The following is a 17,039-nucleotide window of genomic DNA, read 5'->3' as shown; positions in this document are numbered from 1 at the left end:
CGATGCGGATGGCCCGATGAGCCTCTCCCAGACGGCCGGAGGCAACCGGCCCAATTCAGGCATCGGGGCAGGCATGGACCAGGTCTCGTCCTGGAGTCGCGACATCCGCTTCGCTTCCGGAATGGTGCTGCTCGTCTTCGCGACCACGCATTTCCTGAATCACGCGGTCGGCATCGTCGGCCTCCACGCAATGGAGGAGGTCCAGAACTGGCGCTACTGGTTCTGGCATTCATGGGTCGGCACGGTCGCGCTCTACGCCTCGCTGATGGTGCATCCCTTCTTCGCGCTGCTGCGCGTCGCCCAGCGGCGGACCTTCAAGATGCCGGCCCGCGAACTGGTGCAGATCGCGCTCGGGCTGGCGATCCCGCTCTTCCTGATCGACCACATCGTCGGCACCCGCGTGATGGGGAGCCTGTTCGACCTCGACGAAAGCTACCACGCCGTGCTGCGCCGGCTCTGGCCGAGCCTGGCCACCACGCAGTCGCTGCTTCTGCTGCTGGTCTGGACGCATGGCATCATCGGCTTGCATTTCTCGCTGCGCTCGCGCGACGGCTATCAGCGCTGGCGCGACCCGTTCCTGCTGGCGTCGATCCTGGTGCCCGTCCTGGCGCTGATCGGCTTTGCCGTCGCCGGGCGGGAGGCGGCGCTGATGGCGCTACCGCCGGAGAACTACTCAGCCGCCTCCGTCGACATGTTCAACCAGAGCGTGACCTGGGCGCGGATGGTCTTCTTCGGACTGGTCGGCTGCTTCGTCGCCTTCGTCGGCTTCCGCGAGATCAGGGTCCGGGCCGCCGGCACGATCACGGTGCGCTTCGTCGGCCATGGCGTGCGCAAGCTGACGCCGGGGCTGACTGTACTGGAAATGTTCCGACGTTTCGGCATCCCCCATGCCGCGCTCTGCGGCGGCCGGGCGCGCTGCGCCACCTGCCGGGTGCTGGTGCTTGACGGTGGCGACAAGCTGCCCCCGCCCGGCCCCAACGAATCCAAGCTGCTGCGCCGGATTTCCGCGCCGGACCGGGTCCGGCTGGCCTGCCAGATCAGGCCGCGCGAGGATGTGCAGGTCCAGATCCTGCTGGCCTCGCGGCTTGGTGGCGCGGCGACGCGCGTGGTGGAGCCCGACGCCAATGTCGGCAAGCGCGGCCTGACCGTGATGGTGGCGGATCTGCGCGCCTTCTCGGCCCTGTCCGAGCGGCAATTGCCGCAGGAGCTGATCGGCCTGCTCAACCGCTTCTTCGACGAGATGTCACAGGCGATCACCGCTCATGGCGGGCGCATCGACGCCTTCTACGGTGACGGTTTCATGGCCGTGTTCGGGCTCGAGGGCAGCCCGGCAAAGGCGGCGCAGGCGGCGATCAGCGGCGCGGGCGACATCGTGCGCGCCGTCGAGGCGCTGAACCGCGAATATGGCGCGGCCCTGCCGCTGCCGCTCAGGATCGGCATCGGCATCCATACCGGCCAGGCGATCATCGGCGCGGTCGAGAACGAAAGCCTCGGCCGACGCGAGATCACGGTCGGCGAGACCGTGATGATCGCAAGCCAGCTCGAGGCCGCGACCCGGCGCGTGCTCGCCGACATCGTCGTCTCCGAGGAGACGATCAAGATCACCGGGCGGCGCTACAGCGGCACGACGTCGCTGAAGCTTTCGATCAAGGGGCGCGAGGCGCAGCTCACGGCCTATGGCTTCGCCAGCGCGCCGGAGCTGGCTGAACCGGAGCCGAAATTCGCCGCTCTCACCCGCAAGGCCCCTGCGGCGGCGGACCCGGAGCCCGCATCGGCGACCCCTGCTCTCGAATCGACAGGCGAAGTCGAGCTCGACCCCGGTGGCGACGTCGCGACGCTAGCCGATCCGTCGCCGGCAACAGGCGAACAGCCTGAGGCGAAAGAGCCGACTGCGCCCGTCGAAGCGCCAAAGGCCGTCGATGCAAAGCCGGCGCGCAAGAAGCCGGCCGCGAAGTCGCGCAAGCGCAAGGTCGACGACGCGTCCTGAGCGCGCCCTTCAGGGCAGCGCGGGCGTCTCGAACACCAGGAAGCGACGGCGGTCGAAGCCGGCCTCGCGCAGGCCGGCATCGTCGACCGTCATGGCGAGGTCGATCACGGGCGGGGCCTTGCGGGTGGCCGTCAGTGCGCCGATCTGGCCCTGCGCGCGCGGCAGATCGAGCGCATAGTCGATCACCAGCGTCCGCGCGCCGGCGGCCAGCGCGAGAAGCTCCGGGGGAGTCGCCCCGGCCCGCCCGAAGGGTTTCAGCGAAAGACCCAGCAGGACCAGCGCATAGGGGCCGGCCGGAGCAAGCGCGATCTCCTGCAGCTTGGCCGCGACATGGCTGACGGCGCAGGCCACGCCGTTCAGCGCGGCGGCCTCGAAAGCGGGAATTTTCGGATCGACCACCGTGACCGAAAGCGGCCGATGGGTGAGGAAGCCGGTGATCGGCAGTCCCGCCCCGCCGATCTCGACGACATGGGGACAGCCGCGCACGGCATGGGCCGCGAGAACCTGCCGCAGGCACGCGCCCGGCCCCGAAAGATGCGTCAGAAGCGTGCCGGCCGGCGCGTCCCGGCCGTCCTGCGCCGGACTGGCCTTTGCGGCGTGGCTTGCATATGGTCCCGCCGACTTCATCGTGGCCTTCTTCACCCCTCGGCATGACCAGCGACACGCCCCCGGACGCCATCTACGACATTCTGCGCGGCGTCGCAGCCCTGACCGGAAACCGGGTCGTCGGCGATCTCGCCAAGCTCGTCGGCGACGGCATGCCGCAAGAACTCTGGATCGCTTTCAACCACAAGCAGATCGCCTCGAAACTTTGGTTGGTCGAGGCGCTGGCTCGGGTGCTGCCCGCGCCGCAGGGCCCGGTCTGGGTGCTCGGCGCCTGGTATGGCGTGCTCGGTGCGCTCATGCTCGACGACGAGCGCCTCGCGATCCCCGAAATCGTCAGCCTCGATCGCGATCCGGCCTGCGCCGCGATCGCCGGACGGCTCAACCGTCGTCACGTCGGGACCGGCCGGTTCCGCGCCATCACCGCCGACATGATGAGCCTGGACTTCGCCGCGCAGTCGCAAAGGCCGGGGCTCGTCGTCAACACCAGCTGCGAGCATCTCGACGATGTGCCGGGCTGGCTGTCGACGCTGCCGGCGGGGCTACCGGTGCTGCTGCAATCGAACGACTATGTCCGCGAACCCGACCATCGCAGCTGCGTGCCCTCGCTGGAGGCGTTCCAGGCGCAGGCCGGGCTTTCCGAAACCTGGTATGCCGGCGCGCTGCCGACGAAGAACTATACCCGCTTCATGCTGATCGGCGCGCGATGAGCGAGCGCCCGGAGCCGACCGTCGCGATCGCGATGAAGGGTTACCCGCGCCTGTCGGAGACCTTCATCGCGCAGGAACTGCTCGGCTTGCAGCGGCGAGGCCTGCCGTTTGCGATCTGGTCGCTGCGCCGACCGACCGATGTCGACCGCCATCTGATGCACGCGGAGATCAGCGCGCCGGTGAGCTATCTGCCGGAGTACCTGCATGACGAGCCGGCGCGGGTGCTGCGCGGGGTGCTGCGGGCGCTGTCGCGAGCATCTTTCCTGCGTCTTGCATTCGTCTTCCTGCGCGATCTCGCCCGCGACCCGACGCGCAACCGCCTGCGCCGTTTCGGCCAGGCCTGCGTGATGGCGCGCGAACTGCCCGCAAGCATCGTGCATCTGCATGTCCATTACCTCCACACGCCGGCCTCGGTGATCCGCTATGCGGCGCTGCTGCGCGGCCTGAGCTGGTCCTTTTCCGCCCATGCCAAGGACATCTGGACGACGCCGGACTGGGAGAAGCGCGAGAAGATCGCCTCCGCAAGCTGGGGCGTGACCTGCACCCGCGACGGCCATAGCGAACTTGCTCGGCTCGCCGACAATTCCGACAAGGTCGCGCTGGTCTATCACGGGCTGGAGCTTGGCCGTTTTCCCGCGCCGCCGCCACCTTCGCCGCGCAATGGCGCCGACCCGGCCGACCCCGTGCGCTTCGTCACCATCGGCCGCGCAGTCGAGAAAAAAGGGTTCGACGATCTGTTGGCGGCGCTGGCTCTGCTTCCAGCCGGCATGCACTGGCGGCTGAGGCATATCGGTGGTGGAGAGATGCTGAAGGCCCTGAAGGCGCAGGCCCAAGCGCTGGGGCTTTCGGAGCGCATCGTCTGGGCCGGGCCCAAGGCGCAAGGAGACGTGATCGCAGCGCTGCGCGAGGCCGATCTCTTCGTGCTGCCCTCGAAACAAGCGGGTGATGGCGATCGCGACGGCCTGCCCAATGTCGTGATGGAAGCGGCGAGCCAGGCGCTGCCGATCGTCGCCACGGATTTCGCCGGCATCCCCGAATTCGTCCGTGACGGCGTCGAGGGGCTTCTGGTCGCGCCGGGCGATATCGCCGCGCTCGCGCAAAGGCTCGGCGAACTGGTAGCCGACCCCGAGCGGCGCGCGACACTGGGCGCTGCAGCTTACGCGCGTCTGACCGGCGCGTTCTCGGCCGATGCCGGGCTCGACCGTATCCATGCGGCGCTGAACGCAGCCGTCACGGAAGGGCGACGCAACTGATGGGCGCACGCGTCCTGATCGCGGTGACGCATCTGCTCGGCTCGGGCCATCTCGTCCGGGCGCGGCATCTCGCCCGCGCGCTCGCCGATGCGGGCCATCGGGTGACGCTGGCGAGCGGCGGCATGCCCCTGCGCGGCGAGCCCGGCGAGGCTTTCGCCTATGTGCAGCTGCCGCCGGTCAGGGTCGAGGGCGTCGATTTCCGCAACCTGCTCGATGAGGCCGGCCAGCCGATCGATGCGGCATTTCGCGCAAGGCGAAAGGCGCTTCTGTTGGCGCTGGCGACGCGGCTTGCGCCCGATGTCGTCATCACCGAGCATTTCCCCTTCGGCCGCCGCCAGCTTGCCGACGAGTTCATGGGCATGATCGTTGCCGCCAAGGCGGCCAACCCCGCCGCACTCGTGCTGGCCTCGATCCGCGACGTGCTGGTCGCCCCGCGCACCGACCGCATCGCCGAAGCGCATGCGCGGATCGAAGCAGATTTCGACGGCGTTCTGGTCCATGGCGACGCGGCGTTCCTGCCGCTGGAAGCATCATGGCCGGTCTCGCCCGATCTGGCCGGACGGCTGCACTATACGGGGTATCTGACAGCGCCTCCGCCGATATCCCACAACCCTCATCCTGAGGAGGCCGCGCAAGCGGCCTCTCTTCAGGATGAGGGCTCGTCTGGAAAAAGCGAGATCCTCGTCTCCGGCGGCGGCTCGGCGGCGGCGCTGCCGCTATTCCGGCTCTGTCTCGAAGCCTCGCGGCTTGCCGGTCCCGCCCGGCCCTGGCGCATCCTCTTCGGGCGCGGCACGAGCGAAGCCGCATTCGCCGACCTCAAGGCCGCCGCGCCCGGTCATGTCACCGTCGAATGGTCGCGGCCCGATTTTCCAGCCCTGCTCTCGGCCTGCGCACTTTCGATCAGCCAGGCGGGTTACAACACGGTGCTCGATCTCGTCGCGGCGCAGCGGCCGGCGCTGGTCGTGCCCTTCGACGACGGCAACGAGACCGAGCAGGCGATCCGGGCGCAGGCGATGGAGCGCGCCGGCCTGGCCCGGTCATTGCGCATGTCGGGTCCCGACGCCCTGACCGCGTCGCATCTGGCGGAGGCGGCAGCGTCCGCGCTTCGCGAGGGCCCCTCCCCACTGCTCGAAATCGACCGCAATGGAGCAGCCCGGACGGCGGCGATCCTGACCGGCCTGCTGGCGAAACGGCGGCGGCCGATGACCTGACGCAGCTGTCGCGGAGTTGGCACGGCCGTTGCGATCACCGAGGACGGCATGCCTGCCGCGTCTGGCCGCCTGAACGCTTTGCGAATTGCCGGTCCCGGTCTTTCGCTCTAACTAGGGTTTCGTAGGCCTCCCTTTTTCGGTCGGCTCTGGGACAACCGGACTTCTACCCGGCCCTGTTCCGTGCCCGGAGACAAGACAATGACGATCAAGCCCGCCGCGCCCCTGCCCGACATGAAGCTGTCGGTGCGCCAGACCTTCGGGATCGATTCCGACCTCGAGGTTCCCGCCTATTCGCAGGCCGACGAGCATGTGCCCGATCTCGATCCCGACTACCGCTTCGACCGCGACACCACGATCGCGATCCTCGCCGGCTTCGCGCATAATCGCCGCGTGATGATCTCGGGCTATCACGGCACCGGCAAGTCGACCCATATCGAGCAGGTCGCGGCCCGCCTCAACTGGCCCTGCGTGCGCGTCAACCTCGACAGCCACGTCTCCCGGCTCGATCTCGTCGGCAAGGATGCGATCGTGCTCAAGGAGGGCAAGCAGATCACCGAGTTCCAGGACGGCATCCTGCCCTGGGCGCTGCAGAACAACATCGCGCTCGTCTTCGACGAGTACGACGCCGGCCGCCCCGACGTGATGTTCGTGATCCAGCGCGTGCTCGAACAGTCAGGCAAGCTGACGCTGCTCGACCAGAAGCGCGTCATCCGCGCCCACCCCGCTTTCCGCATGTTCGCCACCGCCAACACGGTCGGCCTCGGCGACACGTCGGGCCTCTACCACGGCACCCAGCAGATCAACCAGGGCCAGATGGACCGCTGGTCGATTGTCACCACGCTGAACTACCTGCCCCACGACAACGAGGTCGCGATCGTGCTGGCGAAGTCCAAGCACTATCAGGCGACGCCGGAGGGCAAGGATATCGTCAACAAGATGGTCCGCGTCGCCGATCTGACCCGCAACGCCTTCATGAACGGCGATCTCTCGACCGTGATGAGCCCGCGCACGGTCATCACCTGGGCCGAGAACGCGGCGATATTCGGCGATATCGGCTTCGCCTTCCGGGTCACGTTCCTGAACAAATGCGACGAGATGGAGCGCACGCTAGTGGCCGAGTTCTTCCAGCGCTCTTTCGGCAAGGAACTGCCGGAGAGCGCGGTGAACGTGGTGCTGAGCTGACGGATCGCCGTCCATGGCGAGCCTCAGGCGCGAGACCGACATAGCCGAGACGAAGGAGGCCGTGACGCGCGGCCTCAGCGCCTACAACGCGGCCATTGCCGGGCCCCGCGCCAGCGAACCACTGGCGATCAGCCTACGCGACGAAGCGGGCGCGATCGTCGGCGGCCTGATCGGCGAGCTGAAATGGCAATGGCTGCATGTCGACCTGCTCTGGATCGACGACGCCCATCGCGGCGAGGGCCATGGCGAGGGGCTGATGGCGATGGCGGAACAGGCGGCGCGCGACCATGGCGCGCGCGGCGTCTATCTGAGCACGATGAGCCTGCAGGCGCCGGACTTCTATCCGAAGCTCGGCTATAGTGAATTTGGCCGGATGGAGGACTATCCCGTCGCCGGCCACCGCATGCACCATTTCGCGAAAGCGCTATGACCGTATCCGACAGCAAGCCCAGACAGGCAAAGAGCGTAGCGGCCAAGCCGTCGAAGCGCACGGTCTTCCCTGCGACGGCATCGGCTCTCGCGCGCTACGATGAAGACTTTCATCGCTGGGCGTTTGAGCAGGCGACGTTGCTGCGCGCGGGCGGTTCTTCCGGGCTGGACGTCGAGAACATCGCCGAGGAACTCGAAGATTTGGGCAGCAGCCAGTATGACAAGCTCGAAAGCGCTCTGACCGTCCTGCTTACACATGTTCTGAAATGGAATCTTCAAGCCGCGCGTCGGAGCCGAAGCTGGGCCACTACAATCCGCACACAGCGCCGCCACTTTGAGAAGGTTCTGAGGAAGAATCCGAGCTTGCGCGACCGATTGGACGAGGCGCTATCTGAAGCCTACCAAGACGCCCGTCTCGTCGCATCGGGGGAAACGAATCTGCCGCTCCGCACATTCCCGGCCGACTGTCCCTACGACTGGACGACCATCCTGGAACAGCCCTTTGACTTCGACCCAGATGATGTCTGACGACGCATGACACTTTCCAACCGCAAGCCCGGACAGACCAAGGAAGCGCCGGCCGAGCCGCTCAAGCGCGCCATCTCCGGCGCGATGAAGGCGATCGCGCGCAAGCCCGAGATGGAAATCGTCTTCGCGGCCGACAAGCCCTCGCTTGTCGGCGAACGCGCCCGGCTGCCCGAACCGCCGCGCAAGCTCACCGCGCAGGACGTCGCGATCCTCCGAGGCCACGCCGATTCGATGGCGCTGCGGCTCGCCTGCCACGACGCGACGGTGCATCGCCGCGCCGCGCCCGAGGGCGATGCGGCCCGCGCCGTGTTCGACGCCGTCGAGCAGGCCCGCGTCGAATGCGTCGGCGCGCGCCGGATGACCGGCATGGCCGGCAACATCACCGCGATGCTGGAAGACCGCTACCATCGCGGCGGGCGTTACGAGGAGATCACCGACCGCGCCGATGCGCCGCTGGAGGATGCGCTCGCTTTGATGGTGCGCGAGCGCCTGACCGGCCTGAAGCCGCCGAAAGCCGCCGAGAAGCTGGTCGATCTCTGGCGCGACCTGATCGAGACCAAGGCCGGCGGCGATCTCGACCGCCTGTCCAAGGCAGTCGAGGACCAGCGCGGCTTTGCCCGCACGGTGCGCGATATGCTGGCCTCGCTCGACATGGCCGAGCAGACCTCGCAGGGCCAGGACGACGAGCAGGACGAGGACAACCAGGACCAGTCCTCGGAAGACCAGCAGCAGCAGGACGGCGAGGCCGAGCAGGAGAGCCAGGGCGAGCGTTCCGAGGTCGAGGTCAGCGACGACGCGACCGAGGAATTGCAGGAAGGCGCGTCCGAGGCGTCGGACGCGCCCGCCGGCGACTGGGACGAGGAGGACGAGAACTCCGAATCGGACGAGGCCGGCGAGGCCCCGCGCCCGCGCGACGGCAAGCAGAACGACCGGCCGCTGACCGACTACAAGGCCTACACCCAGAAATTTGACGAGATCGTCACGGCCGAGGAGCTTTGCGACGCCGAGGAACTGACGCGCCTGCGCGCCTATCTCGACAAGCAGCTCGCCCATCTCCAGGGCGTGGTGGCGCGCCTCGCCAACCGCCTGCAGCGCCGCCTGATGGCGCAGCAGAACCGCTCCTGGCAGTTCGATCTCGAGGAGGGCTCGCTCGATCCCGCGCGCCTGCCGCGCATCATCATCGACCCCTATCAGCCGCTCTCCTTCCGGCAGGAATCCGACACGAATTTCCGCGACACGGTCGTCACGCTGCTGATCGACAATTCCGGCTCGATGCGCGGCCGGCCGATCACGGTCGCGGCGACCTGCGCCGACATTCTCGCCCGCACGCTGGAGCGCTGCGGCGTCAAGGTCGAGCTGCTCGGCTTTACGACGCGCGCCTGGAAGGGCGGGCTCTCGCGCGAGAACTGGCTGCAATCGGGCAAAACCGCCAATCCCGGCCGCCTCAACGATCTCCGCCACATCATCTACAAGGCGGCCGACGCGCCATGGCGGCGGGCGCGCAAGAATCTCGGCCTGATGATGCGCGAGGGGCTGCTGAAGGAGAACATCGACGGCGAGGCGCTGGACTGGGCCCATAAGCGCATTCTGGCGCGGCCCGAGCAGCGCAAGATCCTGATGGTGATCTCGGACGGCGCGCCGGTCGACGATTCCACGCTGTCGGTCAACGCCGGCAACTATCTCGAACGCCACCTGCGCCACATCATCGCGGAGATCGAGACGCGTTCGCCGGTCGAGCTGATCGCCATCGGCATCGGCCACGACGTGACCCGTTATTACCGCCGCGCCGTGACCATCGTCGACGCCGAGGAACTCGGCGGCGTGATGACCGAAAAGCTGGCGGAACTGTTCGAGGAAGACGCCGGGCTGGCGACGAAATCGCGCGGATCGCGGCGCCTGCAGTGAGGCTGACGCGGCGCGGTGCGGTAGCCGGACTCGCTGCCGCGGCGCTTGCGCGCCCTGCCCTCGCACAGGCGCCAGAGCAGCCGGTCTCGCCGATCACGATCGCGATGCGCCCGCTGAAGGCCTTCGAGCCGCGCAGCCCGGAAAAGACGCGTTTCGGCGAGCTGGTCTTTCGCGGCGGCCATGTGCTGACCGCCAATCATCCGCGATTCGGCGGCTTTTCGGGCCTGTGGCGCTCGCCCGATGGAGTGCAATTCGTCTCGATCACCGATAACGGCTTCTGGCTGACGGCGAAGGCGCGCAGCGAGCGCGGCCGCATCGTCGCGCTGGATGAGGCCGAACTCGCGCCGATCCTCGGCACATCGGGCCGGCCGCTGCATCGCTCGCGTTATTTCGACACCGAAAGCCTGACCATCGCCGATGGTGTCGCCTATATCGGCGTCGAACGAACCCACGACATCCTGCGCTTCGACTGGGCGGCAGAGGGCGTCGGCGCACGCGCCCGCATCGTGCCGGTGCCGCGCGAGGTCAAGGCGCTGCCGAGCAACAAGGGGCTGGAGGCGATCGGCGTCGTGCCGGCCGGGCATCCGCTGGCCGGCGCGATCGTCGCCATCGCCGAGCGCTCGGGCGGCGAGGACGCGCCGACGCTGGGCGTGATCATCGGCGGCCGCCAGCCCGGCCTGTTCCAGCTCGTCCGCCATGACGGCTTCGACATCACCGATCTCGCCTTCCTGCCGGGCGGCGACATGCTGGTGCTGGAGCGCTGGTATCGCCCTCTGCGCGGCGTCGGCATGCGCATCCGCAAGATCGCGGGCGCGAGTATCAAGGCCGGCGCGTTGCTCGACGGGCCCTATCTGGTCGAGGCCGATCTCGGCCAGGAGATCGACAACATGGAAGGCCTCAGCGTCCATCGGGACGGCGGCAAGACCATCCTGACCCTGATCTCCGACGACAATTTCTCGATCATCCAGCGCACGCTGCTGCTCGAATTCGAAATGGCGTGAGGCGCGGCCCCAAACGAAAAAAGCGGCCTCGCGGCCGCTTCATTCAGTCTGGGAAGGACGATCCGCTCAGACGGCGGCGAGCTTCTTCTCGATATCGCGCTTCAGGACAAGCGCGCCGCTCGACAGGTCGGCGGCCGGGGCCTTGACCAGGAAGGCGTCGAGACCGCCGCGATGGTCGACCGTGCGCAGCGCATTGGCCGAGACGCGCAGGCGCACCGAGCGGCCGAGCGCGTCCGACTGCAGCGTGACCTGCACCAGGTTGGGGCGGAAAACCGTCTTGGTCTTGCGGTTCGAATGGCTGACGAGGTGCCCGGTCAGGGTGCCTTTCCCGGTCAGTTCGCAACGGCGGGCCATATTCTCATTCCTTCATGCATCCGGGCCGCTCAAACAAAAATGCCGACACGAGACGTGCCGGACATCAGAGCACCGGAGGTCAAATTCAAGTCGCGGTTCCATAGCCAAGGCGCGGCGCGGCGTCAAGGACAACCCGACGCTCGGGGCGCTTCTGTCCGTTCATAAAGCGTTACTCGCCAGATGCGATGAATCCAGTCACGATTCGGACCGATTCGCAGTGCATGCCCGGTCTCGGCTGATAACCCGGAGGAAACGGATGAAACCCGCCATCGCGCCGTCCCTGGCCGGGTTGATCCTCGCCGCCGCGCTGTCGTCGCCCGGCCTGCCGGCGCAGGCCGCCTCGCTCGACGCGAAATACGACGTCTCCCTGCTCGGGCTGACGCTCGGCACCGCCAGCCTCAGCGGCGGCATCGACGCCAGCGCCTACAAGCTCGACGTCGTCGCGAAACTCACCGGCCTGATCGGCGGCTTCACCGGCGGGCGCGGCTCGGGCGTCGCGACCGGCAACATCAACGGCGGCAAGCCGAGCCCCGCGACCTTCGCCATCTCGTCGGCCAATTCCAGCGAAAGCCGCACCGTCCGCATGGCGCTCGACGGCGGCAGCGTCCAAGCGATCGACATCGCCCCGCCGATCGATTCCAAGCCTGATCGCGTGCCGCTGACGGAAAGCCATAAGCGCAATGTGCTGGATCCGCTCAGCGCCTTCCTGATGTGGGCCGACGCCAAGGGCGGGGCCGCCAGCGCCTGCAACCGGACGCTGCCGATCTTCGACGGCGCAGCGCGCTACGACATCAAGCTGAGCTATGCCGGCACGCGCGAGGTCACGCTGGAGGGCTATAGCGGCCCGGTCTCGATCTGCCAGGCCCGCTACGTCCCGATCGCCGGGCACCGGGCGCTGCGGCCGAGCACCAAGTTCATGGCCGAGAACAAGGAGATCAGCGTCTGGCTCGCGCCGGTCGCCAGCACCAGCCTGATGGTGCCGGTGCGCATCTCCGTGAAGACGATGATCGGCACCGCCGTGATCGAAGCTTCCAGCTTCAAGGTCGATCCCGGCGTGACCGCGAGCACGGCGAAGCGGAACTGAGGGCCGGGTCAGGGTGAGGTGAGCTGGAACGGGAACGGCTTCTTCTCGTAGATGTCCTGCAGGCCGTGCAACTCGACGAACTGAAGCTCCCAATCATGCAGCAGCGCGGCGACGCCGGCCTTGTCCTCGGCTCGGGTCAACGGCCAGAGTTCTTCCATCGCCTCGCGATAGGTCTTTTCGCTCCAGAAATAGGTCTCGCGATAACCCAGCGCCTTGAGTTCGCGCGCGGCCTGATCGACCAGATCGAAACGCCCTAGCGCGGCGTTGATGCAGTAGCGGTTCATCTCCTCCTGTAGACCGCGATCCCACAGCACGGACCTCGGGTGCTTCAACGCCAGCATCCGCTCGGCCGTATCGATGGAATGCAGCAGCGGCAGGATCATGTCCTCGATAACCTCGACATAGGCGTCCTGATGACGGGGATGGGACCACCACATCTCTTTGAAAACGTGGGTGCATCGGGGCCATGCGAGCTTGCCGATTGCGACCTTGGCGCGCACAGCGCTAGCTTGTCTGCCTTGCCTGCGTCGGGGAGCCGTCATGTCGAGCGATTTTGCCCTGCCCGCTGGCCTGCGCCATCGCCAGATCCAGGTGCGCGACACGACGCTGCACGTCGCCGAGATCGGCGATGGCCCGCCGGTCCTGCTGCTGCATGGCTGGCCCGAGTTCTGGATGACCTGGCTGCCGATGATCAACCGGCTGCATGAGGATTTCCGCCTGATCGCGCCCGATCTGCGCGGCTTCGGCGAGAGCGAGAAGTCGCGCGGCCCGCGCGCCGATGTCGGCGCCAATGTCCATGCCGACGACATGGCGGCGCTGCTGACGACGCTCGGCCTCGATGCCGTCGGTGTCGTCGGCCACGATGTCGGCGCCTATGTCGCGCAGGCGCTGGCGCGGCGCCATCCGAGACTGGTCGAGCGGTTGCTCTTCTTCAACTGCCCGACGGCGTCGGTCGCGGGCCGCTGGGTCCATGAAGGGCATGTCAACGAGATCTGGTACCAGTCCTTCCAGCAGCTTCCTCTGGCCGAGGTTCTGGTCGGGTCGAGCCGCGAGGCCTGCGCGCATTATCTCGGGTATTTCCTGAACCACTGGTGCCATCGCAAGGAGGCGTTCCAGCCGGCCTTCGAGGCCTGGGTCGAAAATTTCATGAAGCCCGGCAATCTGCGCGGCGGCTTCGACTGGTATCGCAGCCAGAATGCCGCCCGCATCGCCGCCATCGACGGCCATCCCACGCCCTCGGTGAAAATCCATCACCCGGCGCGGGTGCATTGGGGCCGGCACGACCCGATCCTGAAATCGGAATGGGCGCGCTTCGTGCCCGAACATTTCGACGCCGCCGAAATCACCTTCTGCGAGACCGCCGGCCATTTCGTCCATGTCGAGGCGCCCGACGACGCAGCCGAGGTCTTCAGGGACGTCTTCGGCTGATCTGCGCACACAAGAGCGGCCCGATTCCCGCATGGCCCCTCGTTTCCGCGCCGAAACGGTCTAGATAAGGCGGGCGGATGCTTTCGCCGCGTGCCGCCCCAGGGCGACCGCGAAAGGAATGGACGATACCCATGGGCCGATTCCAGATATGGCGCGTCGCGCGCCGCGAGCCGCGACATCCAGCCGTGAACGAAACCCGATTCTGCCGGAGTCAGCGATTCGGGCCTGCTTCGTTCGGGTCCCGTTCCGCCAGATAACGCCAGGGCTTCGTCCCGCGCCTAGCGGGGTGGAGCGTCATGATCGGTCGCGTCCTTGATTTCTCCCCGCGCCTTGCCTCGCTCCGTCCGCGCCAACGGCGTCACTGCGGTGCTCGGCCCCACCAACACCGGCAAGACCCATCTCGCCATCGAGCGGATGGTCGCCCACCCGACCGGCATGATCGGTCTGCCGCTGCGTCTGCTGGCGCGGGAGGTGTACCAGCGCGTGGTCGAGAAGGTCGGCGCCGACAAGGTCGCTCTCGTCACTGGCGAGGAGAAGATCAAGCCAGAGCGTCCGCGCTTCTGGGTCTGCACGGTCGAGGCGATGCCGCGCGATCTCCAGGTCGATTTCGTCGCAATCGACGAGATCCAGCTCGCCGCCGATCTCGATCGCGGCCATGTCTTCACCGACCGGCTGCTCAACCGGCGCGGCCGGGCCGAGACCATGCTGATCGGCGCCGGCACGATGAAGCCGCTGATCGAGCAGTTGATGCCCGGCGTCCATGTCGTGACGCGCCCGCGCCTGTCGCAGCTCACCTTCGCCGGCGATCGCAAGATCACCCGCCTGCCGCCGCGCTCGGCGATCGTCGCCTTCTCGGTCGAGGAGGTCTACGCCATCGCCGAGCTGATCCGGCGGCAGAAGGGCGGTGCGGCCGTGGTGCTCGGAGCGCTCAGCCCGCGCACGCGAAACGCCCAGGTCGAAATCTACCAGTCCGGCGATGTCGATTATCTCGTCGCCACCGACGCGATCGGCATGGGGCTCAATCTCGATGTCGACCATATCGCCTTCGCCGCCGACAAGAAGTTCGACGGCCACCATTTCCGCAAACTCAACCCGGCGGAGTTCGGACAGATCGCCGGGCGGGCCGGGCGGCATCTGCGCGACGGCACCTTCGGCACCTCGGGGCGCTGTCCGCCCTTCGAGGCCGATCTGGTCGAGGCGATCGAGAACCATCGCTTCGAGCCGATGCGCCAGCTGCAATGGCGCAACACCGATCTCGACCAGCGCTCGCTGGAGGGGCTGCTCGACAGCCTGAACGTCCAGCCGACCGAGCAGGGCCTGACGCGCGCGCTGATTGCCGAGGACATGACCACGCTCGAAATCCTGGCGAAGGACCCCGAAATCAGGGCGCTGGCGCAAGGGCGGCCGGCGGTCGAGCGGTTGTGGGAGGTCTGCGGCCTGCCCGACTATCGCAAGATCGCGCCGATGCAGCATGCCGACCTTGCGACGACGCTTTACCTGCGGCTGATGCGGCATGGCCGGCTCGACATCGACTGGTATCGCGCCCAGCTTTCGGCGCTCGACCGCACCGACGGCGAGATCGACACGCTCTCCGCCCGGATCGCGCAGGTCAGGACCTGGACCTTCGTGGCCAACCGTCCTGACTGGTTGCCTGATCCCGAGCATTGGCAGGGGGTGGCGCGTCTTGTAGAGGACAAGCTGTCGGACGCTTTGCACGAGAGGCTCGCCAGCCGTTTCGTGGATCGGCGCACGAGTGTGCTGATGCGTCGTTTGCGGGAGAATACCATGTTGGAGGCTGAGGTCACCACGGCGGGCGACGTGCTCGTCGAGGGCCAGCACGTCGGAATGCTGCAGGGATTCCGCTTCACCGCGGATCCGAAAGCCGGCGGCCCGGAGGCGAAAGCCCTGAACATGGCGGCGATGAAGGCGCTCGGCAGCGAGATCGAGGCGCGCGCCGCGCGCGTCGTACTCGCCGGCGACGACGCCTTCGTGCTCTCCCATGACGGCCTGCTGCGCTGGGTCGGCGAGCCGGTGGCGCGGCTGACCGCCGGCGAGAAGGCGATCGCGCCGCGCCTGCGGCTTCTTGTCGAAGAGCACCTCACCGGGCCGGCGCGCGAGCAGGTCGAGGGCCGCCTGACGCTCTGGCTGAAGAACCACGTCACCCGACTGCTCGGGGCGCTGCAACTGCTGGAAGACGCGACGACGCTGACCGGCATCGCGCGCGGCATCGCCTATCAGGCGGCGGAATCGCTTGGCGTGCTCGAACGCGCCAAGGTCGGCGAGGAGATGAAGGCGCTCGATCAGGAGGGCCGCTCGGCCCTGCGCCAGCTCGGCATCCGCTTCGGCGCGTTCCACCTTTACGTGCCGGCGCTGCTGAAGCCCGCTCCGCGCGCTCTCGCGGCCCAACTCTGGGCGCTGAAACATGGCGGGCCCGAGCTCTCGGGCCTCGACGACATCGCCCATCTCGCGGCGTCGGGCCGGACCTCCTTCCCGGTCGACAAGGCGATCCCCAAGGGGCTCTATCGCGCCGCCGGCTACCGCGTCTGCGGCGAGCGGGCCGTGCGCGTCGACATTCTCGAGCGCTTGGCCGATCTGATCCGCCCGGCGATCGCCTATCGCCCCGGCCTGACGCAGGGTCCGCCGCCGACCGGAGCGGCCGATCAGGACGGCTTCGTCGCCACCGGCGCGATGACCTCGCTCGTCGGCTGCGCCGGCGAGGATTTCGCTTCGATCCTGCGCTCGCTCGGCTATGTCTCGGCCAAGCGTCCGGGACCGGCGATCACCGTGCCGCTGGCGCTCCCGCCCTCGCCGAAGGTCGAGCCCGAGGTTGCGCCGGAAGGCGGGGCCGACGCATCCGCGGCTTTGCCGGACGAAGCTGCAGCGTCCGGCATAGCTGCGGCCGAGGCCGTTAGCGACGAGGCGGCCGCGCCTGACGCTCCAGGCGAGGCCACCGTTCTGGCCACGGTTGACGATATCGCCGCACCCGAGGCACCGGACCTTCCCGTCCAGGCGGAAGCCGAGCCCGCTTTGACGCCCGAGCCGGTTCCGGCCGATCTGATGTCGGCGCTGCCCGCGGCCGTCGCGGAAGACACCGCCTCGCCGGAGGCTTTCGCTGCCGAGACCGAAGCTGCCACCAGCGTCGCCGCACCGGCCGAGCCGGAGCTGATCGAGGTCTGGCGCCCGCATCGCCATCAGGGCGGACGCAGGCCCGAACCGGCCGGACGCGGCCCGCGCGAAGGCGCTCCCGGCGAACGCGAGCCCGGCAGCCGCCGTGGCGGCAGGCCCAACCGTGGCGGGCGTCCCGACGAGCGTCGGCGCGAGGGCGAGGCGGCCCAGCCGGCTGTCGCGGCCGGCGCTCCGGCGG

The 17,039-nt window shown here is 68.0% G+C and carries 15 protein-coding genes; 12 read left to right on the top strand and 3 right to left on the bottom strand.

All coding sequences use genetic code 11. The features are described from left to right. Positions 1-16: 16 nt before the first annotated feature. Entirely contained in the window at positions 17-1,987 is a 1,971-nt protein-coding gene (locus tag AC1DZY_RS16235; protein WP_476821170.1) for an adenylate/guanylate cyclase domain-containing protein, read from the top strand. Positions 1,988-1,996: 9 nt separating this feature from the next. Here AC1DZY_RS16235 and AC1DZY_RS16230 read toward each other — a convergent pair whose 3' ends face one another. Then, positions 1,997-2,614, bottom strand: coding sequence for a hypothetical protein (locus AC1DZY_RS16230; RefSeq protein WP_476821169.1), 618 nt, complete (start codon positions 2,612-2,614; stop codon positions 1,997-1,999). A 23-nt stretch (positions 2,615-2,637) separates the two neighbouring features. On the opposite strand from AC1DZY_RS16230, the gene AC1DZY_RS16225 reads away from it, so the two are divergent. The 8 genes from AC1DZY_RS16225 (at position 2,638) to AC1DZY_RS16190 (ending at position 10,809) form a co-directional block, all read left to right on the top strand. Then, complete coding sequence (locus tag AC1DZY_RS16225; protein ID WP_476821168.1) at positions 2,638-3,300, top strand: class I SAM-dependent methyltransferase; 663 nt, start codon at positions 2,638-2,640, stop codon at positions 3,298-3,300. Next, positions 3,297-4,553 (top strand): glycosyltransferase, encoded by a 1,257-nt coding sequence (locus AC1DZY_RS16220; RefSeq protein ID WP_476821167.1) that lies wholly within the window; start codon positions 3,297-3,299, stop codon positions 4,551-4,553. Before AC1DZY_RS16225 ends, AC1DZY_RS16220 begins: the two co-directional genes overlap by 4 nt. After that, complete coding sequence (locus AC1DZY_RS16215) at positions 4,553-5,764, top strand: glycosyltransferase family protein (protein ID WP_476821166.1); 1,212 nt, start codon at positions 4,553-4,555, stop codon at positions 5,762-5,764. The genes AC1DZY_RS16220 and AC1DZY_RS16215 overlap by 1 nt, the downstream gene beginning before the upstream one ends. Positions 5,765-5,962: 198 nt before the next feature. Further along, on the top strand, positions 5,963-6,946 hold the full coding sequence (gene cobS, locus AC1DZY_RS16210; protein WP_476821165.1) for a cobaltochelatase subunit CobS: 984 nt from the start codon (positions 5,963-5,965) through the stop codon (positions 6,944-6,946). Positions 6,947-6,959: 13 nt separating this feature from the next. Further along, positions 6,960-7,376, top strand: coding sequence for a GNAT family N-acetyltransferase (locus AC1DZY_RS16205; RefSeq protein ID WP_476821164.1), 417 nt, complete (start codon positions 6,960-6,962; stop codon positions 7,374-7,376). Beyond that, positions 7,373-7,903, top strand: a complete 531-nt coding sequence (locus tag AC1DZY_RS16200; RefSeq protein ID WP_476821163.1) for a DUF29 domain-containing protein — start codon at positions 7,373-7,375, stop codon at positions 7,901-7,903. Before AC1DZY_RS16205 ends, AC1DZY_RS16200 begins: the two co-directional genes overlap by 4 nt. A 6-nt stretch (positions 7,904-7,909) precedes the next feature. Next, positions 7,910-9,808, top strand: coding sequence for a cobaltochelatase subunit CobT (cobT, locus tag AC1DZY_RS16195; protein WP_476821162.1), 1,899 nt, complete (start codon positions 7,910-7,912; stop codon positions 9,806-9,808). Then, entirely contained in the window at positions 9,805-10,809 is a 1,005-nt protein-coding gene (locus AC1DZY_RS16190; RefSeq protein WP_476821161.1) for an esterase-like activity of phytase family protein, read from the top strand. Before cobT ends, AC1DZY_RS16190 begins: the two co-directional genes overlap by 4 nt. 66 nt (positions 10,810-10,875) lie before the next feature. On the opposite strand, the gene rpmB is transcribed toward AC1DZY_RS16190, so the two are convergent. Continuing rightward, the gene (gene rpmB / locus AC1DZY_RS16185) at positions 10,876-11,163 is read right to left on the bottom strand and encodes a 50S ribosomal protein L28 (protein WP_476821160.1); all 288 of its coding nucleotides are present in this window, start codon (positions 11,161-11,163) and stop codon (positions 10,876-10,878) included. A 256-nt stretch (positions 11,164-11,419) separates the two neighbouring features. Between rpmB and AC1DZY_RS16180 the strand changes: the two genes are divergently transcribed. Continuing rightward, positions 11,420-12,247 (top strand): DUF3108 domain-containing protein, encoded by an 828-nt coding sequence (locus tag AC1DZY_RS16180; protein WP_476821159.1) that lies wholly within the window; start codon positions 11,420-11,422, stop codon positions 12,245-12,247. A gap of 8 nt (positions 12,248-12,255) precedes the next feature. Here the strand turns inward: AC1DZY_RS16180 and AC1DZY_RS16175 are convergent, their stop codons facing one another. Beyond that, the gene (locus AC1DZY_RS16175; RefSeq protein WP_476821158.1) at positions 12,256-12,684 is read right to left on the bottom strand and encodes a hypothetical protein; all 429 of its coding nucleotides are present in this window, start codon (positions 12,682-12,684) and stop codon (positions 12,256-12,258) included. A 103-nt stretch (positions 12,685-12,787) separates the two neighbouring features. Between AC1DZY_RS16175 and AC1DZY_RS16170 the strand changes: the two genes are divergently transcribed. Together AC1DZY_RS16170 and AC1DZY_RS16165 are read left to right on the top strand one after the other, a co-directional pair. Next, positions 12,788-13,675 carry an alpha/beta fold hydrolase gene (locus AC1DZY_RS16170; RefSeq protein ID WP_476821157.1) on the top strand — a complete coding sequence of 296 codons (888 nt, stop codon included), beginning with the start codon at positions 12,788-12,790 and terminating at the stop codon, positions 13,673-13,675. A 315-nt stretch (positions 13,676-13,990) separates the two neighbouring features. Further along, on the top strand, positions 13,991-17,039 hold a 3,049-nt coding region (locus AC1DZY_RS16165; protein WP_476821156.1), incomplete at its 3' end, for a helicase-related protein.

The sequence above is a fragment of the Allobosea sp. P2_A10 genome (genome assembly GCF_056405115.1).
Note: the sequence above shows the minus strand (reverse complement) of the source record. Positions and strands in the feature narration are given on the sequence as shown.

What these genes read in the sequence shown, in the direction of transcription:
- cobT (WP_476821162.1), top strand. Translation starts at nt 7,910, where the DNA reads ATGACACTTTCCAACCGCAAGCCCGGACAGACCAAGGAAGCGCCGGCC.
- AC1DZY_RS16200 (WP_476821163.1), top strand. Translation starts at nt 7,373, where the DNA reads ATGACCGTATCCGACAGCAAGCCCAGACAGGCAAAGAGCGTAGCGGCC.
- cobS (WP_476821165.1), top strand. Translation starts at nt 5,963, where the DNA reads ATGACGATCAAGCCCGCCGCGCCCCTGCCCGACATGAAGCTGTCGGTG.
- AC1DZY_RS16230 (WP_476821169.1), bottom strand. Translation starts at nt 2,614, where the DNA reads ATGAAGTCGGCGGGACCATATGCAAGCCACGCCGCAAAGGCCAGTCCG.
- AC1DZY_RS16170 (WP_476821157.1), top strand. Translation starts at nt 12,788, where the DNA reads ATGTCGAGCGATTTTGCCCTGCCCGCTGGCCTGCGCCATCGCCAGATC.
- AC1DZY_RS16235 (WP_476821170.1), top strand. Translation starts at nt 17, where the DNA reads ATGAGCCTCTCCCAGACGGCCGGAGGCAACCGGCCCAATTCAGGCATC.
- AC1DZY_RS16225 (WP_476821168.1), top strand. Translation starts at nt 2,638, where the DNA reads ATGACCAGCGACACGCCCCCGGACGCCATCTACGACATTCTGCGCGGC.
- AC1DZY_RS16220 (WP_476821167.1), top strand. Translation starts at nt 3,297, where the DNA reads ATGAGCGAGCGCCCGGAGCCGACCGTCGCGATCGCGATGAAGGGTTAC.
- AC1DZY_RS16180 (WP_476821159.1), top strand. Translation starts at nt 11,420, where the DNA reads ATGAAACCCGCCATCGCGCCGTCCCTGGCCGGGTTGATCCTCGCCGCC.
- AC1DZY_RS16205 (WP_476821164.1), top strand. Translation starts at nt 6,960, where the DNA reads ATGGCGAGCCTCAGGCGCGAGACCGACATAGCCGAGACGAAGGAGGCC.
- AC1DZY_RS16175 (WP_476821158.1), bottom strand. Translation starts at nt 12,684, where the DNA reads ATGTGGTGGTCCCATCCCCGTCATCAGGACGCCTATGTCGAGGTTATC.
- AC1DZY_RS16215 (WP_476821166.1), top strand. Translation starts at nt 4,553, where the DNA reads ATGGGCGCACGCGTCCTGATCGCGGTGACGCATCTGCTCGGCTCGGGC.
- rpmB (WP_476821160.1), bottom strand. Translation starts at nt 11,163, where the DNA reads ATGGCCCGCCGTTGCGAACTGACCGGGAAAGGCACCCTGACCGGGCAC.